The following is a 15865-nucleotide window of genomic DNA, read 5'->3' as shown; positions in this document are numbered from 1 at the left end:
TCCTGCATGGTCCTATTCCGCCTCGTCCGCCGATGCGGCGTTGAGCTGGCCGTATTTTTCCTCGCCGATCGAGGCAAGGAGGTCGAGCTGCGTCTCGAGGAAGTCGATGTGACCTTCCTCATCCGCCAGCAATTCCTCGAACAGCTTCATCGTCACGTAGTCGCCGGCTTCGTTGCAGATCTCGCGCGAACGCTTGTAGGCGGTGCGTGCGTCATATTCGCCGGCGAGATCGGATTCGAGCACTTCCTTGACGTTCTGGCCGATGCGCAACGGCGCCACGGACTGCAAATTGGGATGCCCTTCGAGGAAGATGATACGGGCCACCAGCCGGTCGGCATGGTGCATCTCCTCGATCGATTCGGCGCGTTCCTTCTTTGCCAGCTTGGCATATCCCCAATCTTCGAGCAGGCGGAAATGCACCCAGTATTGATTGACGGCGCCAAGCTCCAGGAACAGAGCCTCGTTAAGCCGCTCGATGATCTGCGGTTCGCCTTTCATGGATTCTGCTCCCATATTGGACGCGCAGGCCTCTGACGCGATCCAGGTGTGAAACGATGTCCACGCCGCTCGCCTCCGAACGGGTGTGGTAATTTTCGGTGACCCGAATGATCGTTTCGACCACATTTGGGAAGCAGCCGCAACAGCGACCGCGCTTTTGCATCGTGTGATAGACCTTCGCCGGCACGATCAGTTGCCAGGGGTCCTGATCCAGCAGATCGACGATCGTCTGCTCAATCTCCTTTTCGGTGATGATGTTGCAATGGCAGATCAGCATGGATTGGCTCTGGCTGACGGCGCCCCTCCGCGCCGTTTGGCTGGTGGTACGTCTTAGTTGAGCATGACCTTTTCCGAAAACCGGCTTCCACTTTTCGGGGTCATGCTCGCGGCTACTTGAACACCTTGTCCGGTTCGTCGAGGCTGTCGGACCCCTCGAAGGCTATGTTGTTCAGCTTCAGCGCGCCGACGGCGCGTTCGATCGACTTGGTCTGGTCGACCAGCGCGTCGATTGCCGCCTGCACGGTAGCATTGCCTTCGGTGTTGCCCTCGGCGATCTGCTGGTCGTAGGCCTCGCCGGCCACTTCCCGCGCCTTGATCGCCTCCATCTTGGCGACCGAGACATCGAGCTTGTCGGACAGTTCCTTGTCGATCGCCGGATCGGCCGCTTTGACCATATCGTGCACCGACGGGCCTGAAACGACGGTGCCGTCGATGCGCGTGTAGCTGGCGAGATAGGCGGCGCGGATGCCGATGGCGTCATAGAGATGCGAGTTGTAGGTATTATCCGAGAAGCAGTCGTGCTCCTCTTCGGGATCGTGCAGCAGCAGGCCGAGTTTCATGCGCTCCCCGGCCAGTTCGCCGTAGGACAGCGAGCCCATGCCGGTGAAAATCACCGAGATAGCGGTGTTCGGCTGGCCATCGACGAGGTTCTTGCGGGCGGCGCCGTCTTCCTTCCAGTTGCCGACCATCTCCTGCAGGTCGGAGACCAGAAGATCGCTGGCCGACTTCAGATACTCGGCCCGGCGATCGCAATTGCCGCCGGTGCAGTTCTTGAGGTCGTAGTCGGTGTACGGACGCTCGCCGGCGCCCGGGCCGGTGCCGTGCAAATCCTGGCCCCAGAGCAGGAATTCGATGGCGTGATAACCGGTGGCGACATTGGCCTCGATGCCGCCGGCCTGCTGCAGCGTGCCGGCGAGGAACTCCGGCGAAAGCTTCGAGGCGTCGACCTTCTTGCCGTCGATCTCGATGTCCTTGTTGGCGATGACATTGGCGGTGTAGAGCGCGTTGGCGTCGGACTCGGTGCCGTAGCTCTTGGCGACGTAGTCGATCAGGCCTTCGTCGAGCGGCCAGGAGTTCACCTTGCCTTCCCAGTCGTCGACGATCTTGTTCCCGAAGCGGTAGACCTCGGTCTGCTGGTAGGGCACGCGCGACGCCTTCCAGGCATCGCGGGCGGCATTCAGCGTGTCCGCCGACGGGTTGGCAAGCAGCGCGTCGACAGCCTTGTCGAGCGCCTGCGCCGTGGTCAGCGAATCCTCGTACTTGGCCAGCGCGATGTCGGAATAGGTCTTGATGACCGCCTTGGCATCGATCTCCGCCGCCTTGGCCGGCAGGATGAAAACCGCCGCCGTCAACATAGCCGTGGCACCGATCGCAGCCAGTCTGCCGCCATATCGCGCTGTCATCATCAGTCTCCAGTTCAAAGGGGATTCGGTAAAAGGCGCGCGTGCCAAACGGTGCCGGGACATAGGCATGCCGTAGGACACCACAGATGCCGCGCCGCTCTGCGGCTCACGGGAGAAAGACACCAAATGCCTCCAATCGAACGGGTTCAAGGCCCAAACATCAAAGGGATGCGCTGACGCGCGAGCCTCCATAAAACGATGGCGAGGCCGGAAGTCAACTGGTGAACCCTAGAAAATTCAATTGAAACAACAGTTTAGAATTATTCTAAACTAGCACTATCAACTTTAAATCGTAGCCAGCAGCCAAGGTGAGAGACGCCGCGATTGACAAGCGACCGTTCCGGGTGCGACCCGGACCGGGGCTCTTGCGACGGCGGCAGACAATCGCCATCTGGCGGAACGGCTCACAATCAAAGCATGATGTCGTCCGAAAACCGCTTCACACTTTTCGGCATCATGCTCCAGATTTGAAACAGGAATTCGGGTTGCGATGAAGAACGGGGTCGTCATTGTCGGTGCGGGTCATGCGGGCGTGCAAGCGGCCGCCAGCCTGCGCGAGGAAGGCTATGACGGGCCTGTCATACTGATCGGCGACGAAACCGATCTGCCCTATCACAAGCCGCCGCTGTCGAAGACCTTCATCAAGGACGCCGATGCCAAGCCGCAACCCTTGCGCGGCGAGGCCTTTTACACCGGCAGCGCCATCGACTTCAGGCCGGGCGTCCGAATCGACAGCATCGATACGGCAGGCCGCAAGCTGGACATAGCGGGCGGCGGCGTGCTGCCGTTCGACCGGCTCATCCTGGCCACCGGTTCGCGGCCGCGGCTTCTGCCGCTGCCGGGCGCCGACCTCTCGGGCGTGCTGTCGCTGCGCTCGATCGCCGATGCGCGGCTGATCCGCGCGCTCAGCGCCCAAAGCGAAGACGTGGTCATCCTCGGCGGCGGCTTCATCGGGCTGGAGATCGCGGCAACGCTGAGGGCCGCCGGCCGCAACGTCACCCTGGTCGAGGCTGTCGACCGGCTGCTTGGCCGCGCCGTGGCGCCGGTGGTGGCGAGCCATGTCCGCCAACGGCTGGAGGCGATCGGCGTGCGTATCCTCACCGGCACCACCATTGCCAGGCTGGAAGGGGAAAACCGCCATGTCTGCGCTGCCATCACCTCCACCGGCGAAAGGCTGCCCGCGCGCATGGTCATCGTCGGCATCGGCGCCGTGCCGAATGTCGAACTTGCGCAGGCTGCCGGACTGACTGTCGCCAATGGCATCCGCGTCGACCAACAGATGCGCACCTCAGTGCCTGATATTCTGGCCATCGGCGACGCCGCTTCCTACCGCCACTGGTCGACCGGCGGCGACGTGCGGCTGGAATCGGTGCAGAACGCCACCGACCAGGCGCGGCTTGCCGCACGCACGATCACCGGCCATACGGACGCCTATGCGGCGGTGCCGTGGTTCTGGTCTGACATCGGCGACATGAAACTGCAGATGGTCGGGCTGACCTCGGGCGGCGACAGCCATGTCGTGCTGGGCGACCTCGCTGAGAACAAGTTCTCGATCTACCACTATGCTGGAAGCCGGCTGCTCGGCATCGAATCCGTCAACAGGCCGGGCGACCATATGCTGGGCCGCAAGATGCTCGGGGCCGGGTTTTCGCCGATGGCGCAGACGATTGCTGAGGGACCTGACGGGCTGAAGGCTGCACTGGCAGCGTTCCAGCAGGATGAGCCGGCACGGGCTGCGGGCTAGACGCACTTACCCTCCCCCTTGTGGGGAGGGTCGCTGCGAAGCAGCGGGGTTGGGGTCGGCGCGAGGCCCCCCACCCGGACCTGCGGTCCGACCTCCCCACAAGGGGGAGGTAGGGTTTGCGCTAGGCAGCGCAGACTTCGCGGATCGAGCTTTCCAGAATGTCGAGCGCCTCGTTCATGACATTGTCCTGGATGGTGATCGGAGCCAGGAAACGGATGACGTTGCCGTAGACGCCGCAGGTCAGCAGGATCAGCCCCTTGTCGAGCGCCTTCAGCCGGATCGCATTGGCGATCTCGGCCGACGGCAGGCCCTTCTTGACGTCGTTGAACTCGACCGCGTTCATGAAGCCGAGACCCCTGATGTCGACAATCTCGGGCACATCGTCGCGGATCGACTGCAGCCGCTGTTTCAGCCGGGCGCCCAGCGTATTGGCGCGGTCGCACAGCTTTTCGTCCTCGATTACGTCGAGCACGGCGTGTGCTGCGGCGACACCGATCGGGCTGCCGCCATAGGTGCCGCCGAGCCCGCCAGGACCGGGCGCATCCATGATCTCGGCGCGGCCGGTGACCGCCGCCAGCGGGAAGCCGCCGGCCAGGCTTTTCGCCATGGTGGTAATGTCGGCCGCGACCTCATGATGATCCATGGCGAACATCTTGCCGGTGCGGGCAAAGCCGGTCTGCACCTCATCGGCGATCAGCAGCATGCCGTGCTGGTCGCAGAGCTTGCGCAGCGCCGTCAGGAATTCGCGCGGCGCGTCGTAGAAGCCGCCCTCGCCCTGGACCGGCTCGATGATGATGGCGGCAACGCGAGCCGGATCGACATCGGCCTTGAACAGTTTGTCGAGTGCGGCCAGCGAATCGGCTGTAGACACGCCGTGCAGCGGCACCGGAAACGGCGCGTGGTAGACGTCGCCCGGCATGGCGCCGAAGCCGACCTTGTAGGGCACGACCTTGCCGGTCAGCGCCATGCCCATGAAGGTGCGGCCGTGGAAGCCGCCGGCAAAGGCGATGACGGCTTGGCGGCCAGTGGCGTTGCGGGCGATCTTGATGGCGTTCTCGACGGCTTCAGCACCCGTAGTGACGAAGATGGTCTTCTTCTCGAACTTGCCGGGCAGCATGCCGTTCAGCCGTTCGGCCAGCCTGACATAGCTCTCATAGGGCACGACCTGGTGGCAGGTATGGGTGAAGCGGTCGAGCTGTGCCTTGACCGCCTCGATCACCCTGGGATGGCGGTGGCCGGTGTTGACGACGGCGATACCGGAGGAGAAATCGATGTATCGGCGGCCTTCTACATCCCAGATCTCCGAATTCTCGGCGCGGTCGGCATAGATCTGCGTCGTCATGCCGACGCCGCGCGAGATCGACTGGTTCTTGCGCTCAGAAATGGCTGCGTTCTTCATTTCGTCCCTCATCGGGCCGACGCCCGTTCTCGTTAGATGAATGCCAAGGCCTCTTCTGACCTTATTTCACGTTTTCCTCAAGTTGGCACCGCCGCCGGGCGATTGGGCCTGTCGTCGATGCGGGCCACTTCGACAGACCGGTCTTAACCAGCCGACCGATACACGTACGGGGCAGTCCGTGACAGCTCACCCGTCACCGGGAACGGCGAAGCGATCCCGCTCGCCGCGGTGGCGAACTTCCGCTACGACCTCGAACAGCCGACGGTGTGGCGGCGCAACCGCATCCCGATGATCACCGTTCGCGCAGGCCTCGTTGGCGACGTGCTGCCGGCCACCGTCGTGAACGAATTGAAGCCGTCGGTCGACGCCTTCATCGCCAAACTACCGCCCGCTATTCCGTTGCAACCGCCGGCTCGGTCGAAGAAAGCGCAAAAAGCCGCAGCGGTGGTGCCGCTGATGCTGTTCGTGATGGCGACCATCCTGATGATCCAGTTGCAAAGTTTTCAGCGCCTGTTCCTGGTGGTGGCGGTGGCGCCGCTCGGCCTGATCGGCGTGGTCGCGGCCCTGGTGCCGAGCGGCGCACCGCTCGGCTTCGTCGCCATTCTGGGCGTCCTGGCGCTGATCGGCATCCTGATCCGCAACTCGATGATCCTGATCGTGCAGATCGAGGATCTGGTGGCCGAGGGCCAAGACCGCTGGGAAGCCGTATCGAAGCGACCGAGCACCGCATGCGGCCGATCGCGCTGACGGCCGCGGCCGCCAGCCTGGCGCTGATCCCGATCGCGCGCGAAGTGTTCCGGGGCCCGATGGCATACGCCATGATGGGCGGCATCATCGCCGGCGATCACGCTGCTGTTCCTGCCGGCGCTTTATGTGACGTGGTTCAGGATCAAGGAGCCTAAGCAGGGGGACGAACCATCTGTTCCAGAGAACGGCGAACTGGCGCAAAGCTCGACTTAGCCCTCCTGCATCACTCGTTGTCGTTGGAGGGTACAGGGAGTGATTTAGCGCGCTGCCAAGGCGACAATTTTGAACTGCGCCAAGCATGCCAGCCTTTTGGCAAATCGGCCAATTCCAGGATGCTCTCATCCCGCTGAACCACATTCTGGAGGCTGACGAGCATTAGCTCGGGTTCATCTCGATTTTGCTTGTCGTTGCTATGAAATTGCCAACTGCCACCCTCATCGTTGTGGTTATCGTCGTCATCAGCTTCGTGCACAACGTATGCGATCCAGTCACCACGTTTAAATATGCTTCTGTCCGACAACACCGCGACATTGGGTGGGTCTTCGAACGTCCATTCCGCCATAGGAAACCCCAGATTCAAGCGGTCCGCACAAACCCCTCGCTCGCCCTCAACAGATTGCGCGTATAATCCTTCTCTACGCGATGCCCGATCAGCTGGCTCGCGGTGAGATTTTCCACCGCTTCGCCGTTCTGCATCACCATCAGGCGCTCGCACATATGGGTGATGATGGCGAGGTCGTGGCTGACCATCAGGAAGGTCAGCTTGCGCCGACGGCGAACCTCTTCCAGCAGGTTGAGCACTTCGGCCTGCACCGAAGCGTCGAGCGCCGAGGTTGGTTCGTCGAGCAGCAGGATCGACGGTTCGAGGATGAGCGCGCGCGCGATCGCCACGCGCTGACGCTGACCGCCGGAGAGCTGGTGCGCGTAGCGGAAACGGAAACCGTTGCCTAATCCGACCTCGTCGAGGGCGCGCTGGATGCGTTGCTCGCCATCGGCAAAGCCGTGAATGGCGAGCGGTTCCTGCAGCAGGCGGTCGACGGTCTGACGCGGGTGCAGCGAACCATAGGGGTCCTGGAAGACCATCTGCACTTCGCGATAAAAAGCCTTGTCGCGGCGCGCTCCCAGCGTCTTGCCATTGACCGTGATAGTACCGGATGCGACAGGCACCAGGCCGGCAATGGCTTTGAGCAGCGTCGACTTGCCGGAACCGCTCTCGCCGACCAGGCCGAAGGATTCGCCGGACTTCACCTCGAGGTTCGCCCCTTTCAGCGCGCGAAAACGGTCGAACACCACCTCCAGCCCTTCAATCGAAATGGCTGGCGTCATGCCGCCCACTCCGGCTTGCGGTCGAGCACCGGCAGCGGGTGGCGTTCGTAACCGATCCTGGGCATGCAGTTGAGCAGGCCGCGCGTGTAGGGATGCTGGGCGTCGCGCAGCTCCGACGCCTTGAGCTGCTCGACCACCTTGCCGGCATACATGACGATGACGCGGTCGCAGAAGGAGGCGACCAGCCGCAGGTCGTGCGAGATGAAGATCAGGCCCATGCCGCGCTCACTGACCAAGCGGTCGAGGATGCCGAGCACATCGAGCTGCACGGTGACGTCGAGCGCCGAGGTCGGCTCGTCGGCGATCATCAGTTCCGGTCCGGCGATCAGCATCATTGCGATCATGGCGCGCTGGCCCATCCCGCCGGACACCTCGTGCGGATGCAGGTCGAAGACACGCGAGGGATCGCGGATCTGCACAGCTTCCAGCATGGCCAGCGCCCGCTCGCGCGCTTCGGCCTTGGAGACCTTTTCATGCGTGCGCAGCGTCTCGACGATCTGGCGGCCGATGCTCATCACGGGGTCGAGCGAATATTTCGGATCCTGCAGGATCATGGCGATGCGTTTGCCGCGCAGCGCCCGGCGCTGACGGGCCGGTATGGCCAGAAGGTCGATGCCGTCGAGGGCGAGCTTCTTGGCCGACACCAGAGCCTGCGGCGGCGTCAGGCCCATGATGGCGCGGCCGGTCTGCGACTTGCCGGAGCCGCTTTCACCGACAATGCCCAGCCGCTCTCGGCCAAGCGAAAAAGTGACGCCGCGCACCGCCTGGATGAGGCCGGTCCGAGTCGGGAAGGTGACGCGCAGGTCGTCGACATCGAGAAGTGCACCGCTCATTGGTCACCACTCATTGGTCGCCACTCCGGGGATCGAGCGCATCGCGCAGGCCGTCGCCAAGCAGGTTAAAGCCGAGGCTGACGATGAGGATGGCGAAGCCCGGCGCGCCGGCCACCCACCATTGGTCGAGCACGAAGCGGCGGCCGGACGCGATCATCGTGCCCCATTCCGGCAGCGGCGGCTGGGCGCCCAGGCCGAGGAAGCCGAGGCCGGCGGCGGTGAGGATGATGCCGGCCATATCGAGCGTCACCCGGATGATGAGCGAAGAGATGCAGAGCGGCATGATGTGGCGCAGCACGATGCGGAACGGAGAGGCGCCCATCAATTGCACCGCCTTGATGTAATCCGAATTGCGCACGGTCATCGTCTCGGCCCGCGCAATTCGGGCGTAAGGCGGCCACGAGGTGATGGCGATGGCCAGCACCGCGTTTTCGATGCCGGGGCCAAGGGCCGCGACAAAGGCCAGTGCCAGGATCAGCTTGGGGAAGGCGAGGAAGATGTCGGTAATGCGCATCAGAATGGCATCGGTCCAGCCGCCGGCATAGCCGGCGACGGTGCCGACCAAAAGGCCGATGGGGGCTGCGATGACAGCGACAAGAATGACGACATAGAGGGTCCAGCGCGAGCCAAAAAGAATGCGCGAATAGATATCGCGGCCGAGATCGTCGGTGCCGAACCAATGCGCCGCACTCGGCGCCAAAAGCCGGGCATTCTTGAGATCGCCGATGGTCGGCGAATAGGGCGCCAGCACATCGGCAAAGGCTGCGACCAGCAGCAGCGCGATGATGATGAGCAGGCCGAGAAACGCCAGCCGGTTGGCGGAAAAGCGCCGCCAAGCGACGTAGGCGCGGCCGAGCCGTGCCTGCATGCGCGAGGCCGGCCGATCGCTGAGCAGCCAATCGCGGCGCGTTTGGATTGCTTCGGCGCTCATCCTGTCTTCGTCCTCGGATCGAGCACCTTGTAGAGAACATCGGACAGGAGATTGATGCCGATGAACACCGAACCGATGACGATGGTGCCGCCGAGCACGGCGTTCATGTCGGCGTTCTGCAGCGAATTGGTGATGTAGAGGCCGATGCCGGGCCAGGAGAACACCGTCTCGGTCAGCACCGAACCTTCGAGCAGCCCGGCATAGGACAGCGCGATCACCGTGACCATCGGCACCGCGGCGTTGCGCAGCGCATGGCCCCAGATGATTCGCGTTTCAGACAGGCCCTTGGCGCGCGCGGCGACGATGTATTCCTGCGACAGCTCGTTCAGCATGAAGGAGCGCGTCATCCGGCTGATATAGGCGAGCGAGAAATAGCCCAGCAGCCCTGCCGGCAGGATGATGTGGCGGTAAGCGTCGTAGAAGACATCCCACTGGCCCTGCAGCGCGGCGTCGAGCAGGTAGAAGCCGGTGATCGGTGTGAATGTGTACTCGTAGACGATGTCGAGGCGGCCGGGAAAAGCCACCCATTGGAGCTTGGCGTAGAACAGGACAAGCCCCAAAAGCCCGATCCAGAAGATAGGCACGGAATAGCCGATCAGGCCGACAATGCGAACGATCTGGTCGATGAGACTGCCGCGTTTTACCGCTGCCAGCACGCCGAGCGGCACGCCGATCAACGAGCCTATCAGAGTGCCCAAAGTCGCCAGTTCGATCGTTGCCGGAAAGGCACGGCGGATGTCGGTCATCACAGGATTGGTGGTCAGCACAGAGGTGCCGAAATCACCGTTCAGCGCATGCTTGAGATAGATATAGAATTGCTCGATCAACGGCAGGTCGAGCCCCATCTCGCGGCGGGTGCGCTCGACGACATTGGCCGGTGCGCGGTCGCCGAGCACCGCCAGCACCGGATCGATCGGAATGATGCGGCCGATGAAAAAGGTCACCGCGAGCAGGCCGAGATAGGTGGTGACGGCGATGACCAGGAAGCGGCCGATCGCCAACAAGATAGCGACGGCGCGGGCGCTTCCCTGCCCCGCCGTCGCCTGGTTTTCAATCGCGCTCATCAGGGCGCGTCCGCCGGCGCTATTCCTTGGAGACCGGGCCGACGAAGTTGGTGTCGAAGCTCGGACCGAGCGCAAAGCCTTTCAGGTTTTTGCGCAGGCCTGCCACTTCCAATTGCTGGTGGATGATGACGAAGGGACTGGTGTCGAGGATCGTCTTTTCAAGGCTCTTGTACATATCGGCGCGCTTGCCGGCATCCTTCTCCAGCAAGGCTGCTTCGGTCTGCTTTGTCAGGTCCGGGATGTCCCAGGCATTGCGCCAGGCCAGCGTCTTGGTCTTGCCTTCATCCGAATTGTCCGGGTTTGAGGCAAAGGTCTGGGCGTTGGAGTTCGGATCGAAATAGTCCTGGCCCCACTGGCCGATATAGATGTCATGATTGCGGGCGCGGTATTTGGTCAGCGTCTGCTTACCGTCGCCGGGGATAATTTCCAGCTTGATGCCGGCCTGGCCAAGCGTCTGCTGGATCGATTCCGCCATGCCCGTTGTCGGCTGTCCCGTGCGTACATCCATGGTTACGCTGAAGCCGTCGGCCAGGCCGGCCTTGGTCAGCAGTTCCTTGGCCTTGGCGACGTCGAACTTGAACGGATTTTCGTCCAGTTCGCCCAGCACGCCCTTGGGCAGGAAGGTCTGGTGGATCTCGCCAATGCCCTTGAGGATGGTCGTGCTCAGCGCATCGTAGTCGACCAGATATTTGAACGCCTGGCGAACCTCGGGCTTGGCGAGGTTCGGATTCTTCTGGTTGAGACTGATGTAAAAGACCGTGCCCTTCGGCGCGCTGGTCGTGGTGAGATCGGCATTCTTGGCGATGGCGTCGAGATCGTTCGGCTCGAGGTTGCGGGCAACGTCGATGTCGCCTGCTTCGAGCGCCAGGCGCTGTGCCGAGCTTTCCTTCATGTTGCGGTAGATGACGCGGGCGAGCTTGGCCTTCTCGCCATTGTAATTGTCGTTGCGCTCGAGCACGACGACCTCATTGGCCCGCCATTCGCGCAGCTTGTAGGCGCCGGAGCCGGCATAACCGGTCCTCAGGAAGGCGTTGCCGAAATCGTTGTCCCATTTGTAGTCGGCACTCGGCGTCACCGCGGCGACATGTTCCTTGACCAGTTTTGCGTCGACGACCGAAGCGACCGTTGCCGACAGGCAGTTTAACACGAAGCTCGGCGCATAGGCCTTGTCGACGGTGAACTGGAAGGTGCTGTCGTCGACGGCCTTGGCCTTGTTGGCGACGTTGTCGCCGCTGATGCCGAACTGGTTGATGATGAATGCCGGCGGCTTGTCCAGCTTGATGGCGCGCTCGAAGGAATAGGCGACATCGGCGGCGGTCAGTGGATTGCCCGAAGCGAACTTTAGGCCGGGCTTGAGCTTGAACGTATAGACCAGGCCGTCGTCGGAAACGGTCCAGCTCTCGGCAAGGTCGCCCTTGACCTTGGAGGTGTCGCTGAGGTCGAGGCGGACCAGCAGATCATAGGTGTTGCCGGTGACTTCGGCGGTCGACAGCTCGAACGCTTCGCCCGGATCCATGGAGATGATGTCGTCGATGGCAAAACCTTCGACCAGCGTATCGGCGGGTGTCACAGCGAAGGCAGGCGCGACGCCAATGAGCAGAGCGGACATGGCAGCACCTGCGAGCCAGACGCGCGAACGTAGAGCAAACTTTTCCATCATCATGATGATTGTTCCCTGTTTTGTTGATTGTTGACCCCGAGTTCCCGGCTCAGGGCTGCAGTAATCTTTTTCGCGGCCGGAGGACGACCGTTAGACCCATACCGTGTTGATTTTTTTCCAGTTGGTCAACACCCTATCCGGCAGCCCTCCAACCGGCAACGGGCATTTTGCGAGCCGGCATACTGGATCGGAATATGCTGTGCGCGTCGAAGCATGGGCGAGCCAATTGCAGCCGCCGATGGGGAAAATTCTGCTCTTTTCGGTGTTACTTGATGGCAGCAACCAGATCGGCGTCGGGGAAGCAGGTGGCGGGGCGGCCGTTCTTTTCCTGCCAGGAGCCGATCGAGCGGCGGGTCTTAAAGCCGGGCAGGCCGTCGGCGCTGCCGACATCGTAGCCCTTGGCCTCCAGCGCCCGTTGCAGCGCGGCGATGTCGGAACGATGCAGGCCGCCAACCGCACCCCAGCTGCCGACGAAATCAGCATCGCCATGGGCAATGCGGTCAGCGCCATGGCCGATGAACAGGGCGTAGAGGTCGCTGGTGTTGTACTGTTTCAGCACGTAGAAATTGGGCGTGGCGATGAAGGCCGGACCGCTGCGTCCGGCCGGCATCAAAAGGAACCCTTCCGCCTTCAGTTCGTTGGCCGGAAAGGCTTTGCCGCCGACGCGGCTGATTCCCATCGCCACCCAGGCTGAGATCTTCTTGCCCTGGTCGGGACCTTCGAGCGAGCAGGAAACGCTTTCCGGAACCGTCACCTCGAAACCCCAGCCACGCCCCTTCACCCAGCCATAGTGGACGAGATAGTTGGCGATCGAGGCCAGCACGTCCGGCGTCGAATTCCAGATGTCGGGGTGGCCGTCACCGTCGTAGTCGACGGCGTGCTTCAGGAACGAGGTCGGCATGAATTGCGGCTGGCCGAGCGCGCCGGCCCAGGACGATTTCATGGCGCCGACCGGCGCCAACCCATGCTCGACGATCTCGAGCGCCGCCAGCACTTCGGTGCGGAAGAAGTCTTTCTTGGTCGACATGAAGGCCTTGGTGCCGAGCACTTCGAAAGCGTCGTAGGGCATTTTCGCCGCGCCGAAGCCGGTCTCGCGGCCCCAGATCGCCAACAGTATCTCGCCCGGGACACCGTAGCGCTTTTCGATCGCAGCCAGCGTCCTGGCGTTGGCCGCCTCGCGCGTGCGCCCACCTGACGTGACGGCGCGCACCGTCTTTTCGGCGAAATAGGCGCCGGGCGAACCGAACTCGGCCTGATGCTGTTTTTGCGGGGTTTTGGGTTTCTCGCCGGGCAGGACGAGGTCGGGCAATTTGAGGTTCGGCTTCACGCCGTCGAAAGCGGCGTCGAAGGTGGATTTGGAGATGCCTTTGGTCTGGGCTTCGGGCCAGAGATCGGTTTGCAGCCAGGCGCGGAACTGGTCATCGATTTTGGCGGCGGAGGCGGGGGAGATGAGGAGGAGGGCGAGCAGAGCCGCAAGGAATGAAAATAGTAGCAGCCTTGGAGGCTTGCGTTCCCTCACACCCCCCTCTGTCCTGCCGGACATCTCCCCCTCAAGGGGGGAGATCAGCAGCTTCTCGGACGGCATTCTTCTTTCAACGCAGGTGGTAGGCGAAAACCGAAGCGACAGCCAATCTCCCCCCTTGAGGGGGAGATGTCCGGCAGGACAGAGGGGGGTGTTTGGCGCAAACCTCGAAGAATGCGAAGCTTTCATGTCGCACATCCTGCCCGCCAATTGCGTCAAAACGCCGTACGCGAGCGCAAGGCCGCCGCCAGCGTCCCCTCATCCAGATAATCAAGCTCGCCGCCGACCGGCACGCCATGCGCAAGCCTAGTGACCTTGATCTCGAAGCCCGAGAGCTGGTCGGTGAGATAATGCGCCGTCGTCTGGCCCTCGACGGTGGCATTGACGGCAAGGATCACCTCCTTCACCTCACCGCCGGCAACGCGGTCGACGAGCGAGCGCACGTTGAGCTGTTCGGGACCGATGCCGTCGAGCGGCGACAGCGTGCCGCCGAGCACGTGGTAGCGCACATTCATGGCCGCCGCCCGCTCCAGCGCCCAGAGATCGGAGACATCCTCGACGACGATCAGCGTCGAGGCATCGCGGCGCGGATCGGTGCAGATCATGCAAGGGTCGGAGGTATCGACGTTGCCGCAGGTCGTGCAGATGCGCACCTTGTCGGCGGCTTCAGCCATGGCGGCGGCGAGCGGCGACAAAAGCTGCTCCTTCTTCTTGATGAGGTGCAGTGCCGCACGCCTGGCCGAACGCGGCCCTAGCCCCGGCACCTTGGCCAGGAGCTGGATCAGGCGTTCGATCTCGGGACCGGCGATTCGCTTCGACATCGCACTGATCTAGGATTTTTCCGCGCGCTTTGAAACATGCCGCATACGCACCGAGCCCGCCATGCTGCCATGGCGGGCTCGGAAAATGTTCTGGGCGTCAGTAGGCTGAGAGCGGCCGGGTTTGATCGACGATCATTGCGCCGATAGCGTCGGTGTTCTCAGGCGTCGACTGGAAGCCCATCGACGCTTCCTGCGTCGCCGATGGAACCGAGGTGATGTAGCGGGCGTTCAGCGTGCCGCCGAAACGCGAGGCATCCGGCTCGGCCATCGGCTCCTGCATCGCCACCTCCGTCTGCTTGGCGGCGACGCGGGCGCTCTTGGCGGGCGCCGCGAAAGCCGTCACATAGGTCTGCTCGGCCGGGGCACGTGTCGCCTTGGCTGCGCGAACCGCCGCGGCCTGCTTGGCAGGATCTGGACGGACAATGGTCTTCACCACCGGCTCGGCGTAGGCAACCTGCACCGGCGCTTCAGGCACAGGCGCGCGCGGCGTCCCCGAGGCAACCATGGTCGTGGATTCATCCGGCAGCGGCTGCCAGTTGCGGCCGCGCTTCTCGTAGAAGGCGTTGCCGCCGGCAACCATGGTGTAATGCATGTTCTTGTAGGGGAACCTCAGGCCGGCGGTGTGGAAGTACATCGTGTTCTTCAGCTTGGCCTTGCGCTCGCCCTTGAGCACCGCATCGGCGGCCTCCTCGACATCGGGTATCGCTTTCGAATTCATCGCCCGCGTCATCACGCCGGGCGCGAACTGGCCCGGTTCGCCAACCACTTGGCAAATGGTGCTGCCATGATTGCCGGAGCGCAGCCGGTTCATCACCACCGTGCCGACGGCGATCATGCCGTCACGGCTCGAGCGGTTGGACTCGAAGAACATCGCCCGCTCCAGGCATTCCTTCTCCTTCGGCGTGTTGCGGTAGGCGCGCGTCGAAAGGAAGCTGGGCGTGATGGCGTCGGTCAGGCTGGCGACCGACAGGCCGTGCGAAGACGTGGTCTGGCTGCAACCGGCCAGGAACATAGGGGAGAAGATGATGCCGAGCAGAAGCGGCGTCTTCCATCGCGTCGCGATCAACAAAAATGCCTCATTGTCCAGATGCCATCCCGCCCCGAGATGTGGCAAGAATGAGACTCTTAAAGGCAAAAAGATGGCTAAAGGATTAGCTTTCGTGCAGCATAGGTAAAACTTTATAAATGCCCGGATATGTCCGCGTGAGCAAAGCCGGAGAAAGTCTTAACAACAGCCTCCGCAGCCGATTTCCCTTCATAATCAATTAACTGGTTGGAGCCGGCTCAGAACGGCAATTTCATTCCGGGCGGGATCGGCAAGCCTGCCGTCAGCGCCTTGGTCTTCTCCTGCATAATCTGCTCGACCTTATTTTTGGCGTCATTGTGAGCGGCCAGCAGCAGGTCTTCGAGAATCTCGACCTCGTCCTCCTTGAACAGCGACGGATCGATCTTCAGCGACTTCATTTCGAACTTGCCGGTCAGCGTGACATTGACCAGCCCGCCGCCCGCCTGCCCGCTTGCTTCAATCGTCGCGATCTCGTCCTGCATGGCCTGGAACTTGGCCTGCATTTCCTTCGCCTTGCCCATCAGGCTGAGAAGATCTTTCATGGTCGGGTCCTTTGCGGATTCGTGGCTATG

General features: G+C 62.5%; 16 protein-coding genes and 1 pseudogene. 3 read left to right on the top strand and 14 right to left on the bottom strand.

Annotated features, from left to right (window positions below; genetic code table 11):
* Positions 1 to 12: 12 nt before the first annotated feature.
* From bfr to NKI31_RS09000, 3 genes are all read right to left on the bottom strand, one after another.
* A complete protein-coding gene (gene bfr / locus NKI31_RS09010; RefSeq protein WP_023669537.1) occupies positions 13 to 498 on the bottom strand; it encodes a bacterioferritin in 486 nt (161 codons plus the stop codon).
* Positions 464 to 775: a (2Fe-2S)-binding protein gene (locus NKI31_RS09005; RefSeq protein ID WP_023669536.1), complete on the bottom strand. Its 312-nt coding sequence runs from the start codon at positions 773 to 775 to the stop codon at positions 464 to 466. The genes bfr and NKI31_RS09005 overlap by 35 nt, the downstream gene beginning before the upstream one ends.
* A 112-nt stretch (positions 776 to 887) precedes the next feature.
* On the bottom strand, positions 888 to 2180 hold the full coding sequence (locus tag NKI31_RS09000; RefSeq protein ID WP_352651407.1) for an imelysin family protein: 1293 nt from the start codon (positions 2178 to 2180) through the stop codon (positions 888 to 890).
* A 490-nt stretch (positions 2181 to 2670) separates the two neighbouring features.
* On the opposite strand from NKI31_RS09000, the gene NKI31_RS08995 reads away from it, so the two are divergent.
* Positions 2671 to 3924 (top strand): NAD(P)/FAD-dependent oxidoreductase, encoded by a 1254-nt coding sequence (locus NKI31_RS08995; protein WP_023696740.1) that lies wholly within the window; start codon positions 2671 to 2673, stop codon positions 3922 to 3924.
* Between the two features lie 121 nt (positions 3925 to 4045).
* Here NKI31_RS08995 and NKI31_RS08990 read toward each other — a convergent pair whose 3' ends face one another.
* Positions 4046 to 5323 carry a 4-aminobutyrate--2-oxoglutarate transaminase gene (locus NKI31_RS08990; RefSeq protein ID WP_023669533.1) on the bottom strand — a complete coding sequence of 426 codons (1278 nt, stop codon included), beginning with the start codon at positions 5321 to 5323 and terminating at the stop codon, positions 4046 to 4048.
* A gap of 210 nt (positions 5324 to 5533) precedes the next feature.
* Here NKI31_RS08990 and NKI31_RS08985 point away from each other — a divergent pair.
* Together NKI31_RS08985 and NKI31_RS08980 are read left to right on the top strand one after the other, a co-directional pair.
* Positions 5534 to 6070, top strand: a pseudogene (locus NKI31_RS08985) (efflux RND transporter permease subunit); the annotation flags it as partial.
* A complete protein-coding gene (locus NKI31_RS08980) occupies positions 6052 to 6225 on the top strand; it encodes a hypothetical protein (protein ID WP_023682020.1) in 174 nt (57 codons plus the stop codon). The pseudogene NKI31_RS08985 and the gene NKI31_RS08980, both read left to right, overlap by 19 nt.
* A gap of 68 nt (positions 6226 to 6293) precedes the next feature.
* Here the strand turns inward: NKI31_RS08980 and NKI31_RS08975 are convergent, their stop codons facing one another.
* The 10 genes from NKI31_RS08975 to NKI31_RS08930 form a co-directional block, all read right to left on the bottom strand.
* The gene (locus NKI31_RS08975) at positions 6294 to 6632 is read right to left on the bottom strand and encodes a hypothetical protein (protein WP_023682021.1); all 339 of its coding nucleotides are present in this window, start codon (positions 6630 to 6632) and stop codon (positions 6294 to 6296) included.
* A 14-nt stretch (positions 6633 to 6646) separates the two neighbouring features.
* Positions 6647 to 7396 carry an ABC transporter ATP-binding protein gene (locus NKI31_RS08970; protein ID WP_023682022.1) on the bottom strand — a complete coding sequence of 250 codons (750 nt, stop codon included), beginning with the start codon at positions 7394 to 7396 and terminating at the stop codon, positions 6647 to 6649.
* Positions 7393 to 8229 carry an ABC transporter ATP-binding protein gene (locus NKI31_RS08965; protein ID WP_023682023.1) on the bottom strand — a complete coding sequence of 279 codons (837 nt, stop codon included), beginning with the start codon at positions 8227 to 8229 and terminating at the stop codon, positions 7393 to 7395. The genes NKI31_RS08970 and NKI31_RS08965 overlap by 4 nt, the downstream gene beginning before the upstream one ends.
* A 10-nt stretch (positions 8230 to 8239) precedes the next feature.
* On the bottom strand, positions 8240 to 9160 hold the full coding sequence (nikC, locus tag NKI31_RS08960) for a nickel transporter permease (RefSeq protein ID WP_023682024.1): 921 nt from the start codon (positions 9158 to 9160) through the stop codon (positions 8240 to 8242).
* Positions 9157 to 10224, bottom strand: a complete 1068-nt coding sequence (locus tag NKI31_RS08955) for an ABC transporter permease (protein ID WP_023682025.1) — start codon at positions 10222 to 10224, stop codon at positions 9157 to 9159. Before NKI31_RS08955 ends, nikC begins: the two co-directional genes overlap by 4 nt.
* Positions 10225 to 10243: 19 nt before the next feature.
* Positions 10244 to 11887: an ABC transporter substrate-binding protein gene (locus NKI31_RS08950; RefSeq protein WP_352651256.1), complete on the bottom strand. Its 1644-nt coding sequence runs from the start codon at positions 11885 to 11887 to the stop codon at positions 10244 to 10246.
* A 262-nt stretch (positions 11888 to 12149) separates the two neighbouring features.
* Positions 12150 to 13427, bottom strand: a complete 1278-nt coding sequence (locus NKI31_RS08945) for a lytic murein transglycosylase (RefSeq protein ID WP_352461897.1) — start codon at positions 13425 to 13427, stop codon at positions 12150 to 12152.
* Positions 13428 to 13621: 194 nt separating this feature from the next.
* Positions 13622 to 14227, bottom strand: coding sequence for a recombination mediator RecR (gene recR / locus NKI31_RS08940; protein WP_023682028.1), 606 nt, complete (start codon positions 14225 to 14227; stop codon positions 13622 to 13624).
* A gap of 97 nt (positions 14228 to 14324) precedes the next feature.
* A complete protein-coding gene (locus NKI31_RS08935; protein WP_352651253.1) occupies positions 14325 to 15293 on the bottom strand; it encodes a cell wall hydrolase in 969 nt (322 codons plus the stop codon).
* A 218-nt stretch (positions 15294 to 15511) separates the two neighbouring features.
* Positions 15512 to 15835, bottom strand: a complete 324-nt coding sequence (locus tag NKI31_RS08930; RefSeq protein WP_023682030.1) for a YbaB/EbfC family nucleoid-associated protein — start codon at positions 15833 to 15835, stop codon at positions 15512 to 15514.
* Positions 15836 to 15865: the final 30 nt, after the last annotated feature.

The sequence above is a fragment of the Mesorhizobium sp. M0659 genome, assembly GCF_040320605.1.
Taxonomy (GTDB): Bacteria; Pseudomonadota; Alphaproteobacteria; order Rhizobiales; family Rhizobiaceae; genus Mesorhizobium.
Note: the sequence above shows the minus strand (reverse complement) of the source record. Positions and strands in the feature narration are given on the sequence as shown.

What these genes read in the sequence shown, in the direction of transcription:
- NKI31_RS08980 (WP_023682020.1), top strand. Translation starts at nt 6,052, where the DNA reads ATGCGGCCGATCGCGCTGACGGCCGCGGCCGCCAGCCTGGCGCTGATC.
- NKI31_RS08970 (WP_023682022.1), bottom strand. Translation starts at nt 7,396, where the DNA reads ATGACGCCAGCCATTTCGATTGAAGGGCTGGAGGTGGTGTTCGACCGT.
- NKI31_RS08965 (WP_023682023.1), bottom strand. Translation starts at nt 8,229, where the DNA reads ATGAGCGGTGCACTTCTCGATGTCGACGACCTGCGCGTCACCTTCCCG.
- NKI31_RS09000 (WP_352651407.1), bottom strand. Translation starts at nt 2,180, where the DNA reads ATGACAGCGCGATATGGCGGCAGACTGGCTGCGATCGGTGCCACGGCT.
- recR (WP_023682028.1), bottom strand. Translation starts at nt 14,227, where the DNA reads ATGTCGAAGCGAATCGCCGGTCCCGAGATCGAACGCCTGATCCAGCTC.
- NKI31_RS09005 (WP_023669536.1), bottom strand. Translation starts at nt 775, where the DNA reads ATGCTGATCTGCCATTGCAACATCATCACCGAAAAGGAGATTGAGCAG.
- NKI31_RS08990 (WP_023669533.1), bottom strand. Translation starts at nt 5,323, where the DNA reads ATGAAGAACGCAGCCATTTCTGAGCGCAAGAACCAGTCGATCTCGCGC.
- NKI31_RS08975 (WP_023682021.1), bottom strand. Translation starts at nt 6,632, where the DNA reads ATGGCGGAATGGACGTTCGAAGACCCACCCAATGTCGCGGTGTTGTCG.
- NKI31_RS08950 (WP_352651256.1), bottom strand. Translation starts at nt 11,887, where the DNA reads ATGATGATGGAAAAGTTTGCTCTACGTTCGCGCGTCTGGCTCGCAGGT.
- NKI31_RS08955 (WP_023682025.1), bottom strand. Translation starts at nt 10,224, where the DNA reads ATGAGCGCGATTGAAAACCAGGCGACGGCGGGGCAGGGAAGCGCCCGC.
- nikC (WP_023682024.1), bottom strand. Translation starts at nt 9,160, where the DNA reads ATGAGCGCCGAAGCAATCCAAACGCGCCGCGATTGGCTGCTCAGCGAT.
- NKI31_RS08930 (WP_023682030.1), bottom strand. Translation starts at nt 15,835, where the DNA reads ATGAAAGATCTTCTCAGCCTGATGGGCAAGGCGAAGGAAATGCAGGCC.
- bfr (WP_023669537.1), bottom strand. Translation starts at nt 498, where the DNA reads ATGAAAGGCGAACCGCAGATCATCGAGCGGCTTAACGAGGCTCTGTTC.
- NKI31_RS08995 (WP_023696740.1), top strand. Translation starts at nt 2,671, where the DNA reads ATGAAGAACGGGGTCGTCATTGTCGGTGCGGGTCATGCGGGCGTGCAA.
- NKI31_RS08945 (WP_352461897.1), bottom strand. Translation starts at nt 13,427, where the DNA reads ATGTCCGGCAGGACAGAGGGGGGTGTGAGGGAACGCAAGCCTCCAAGG.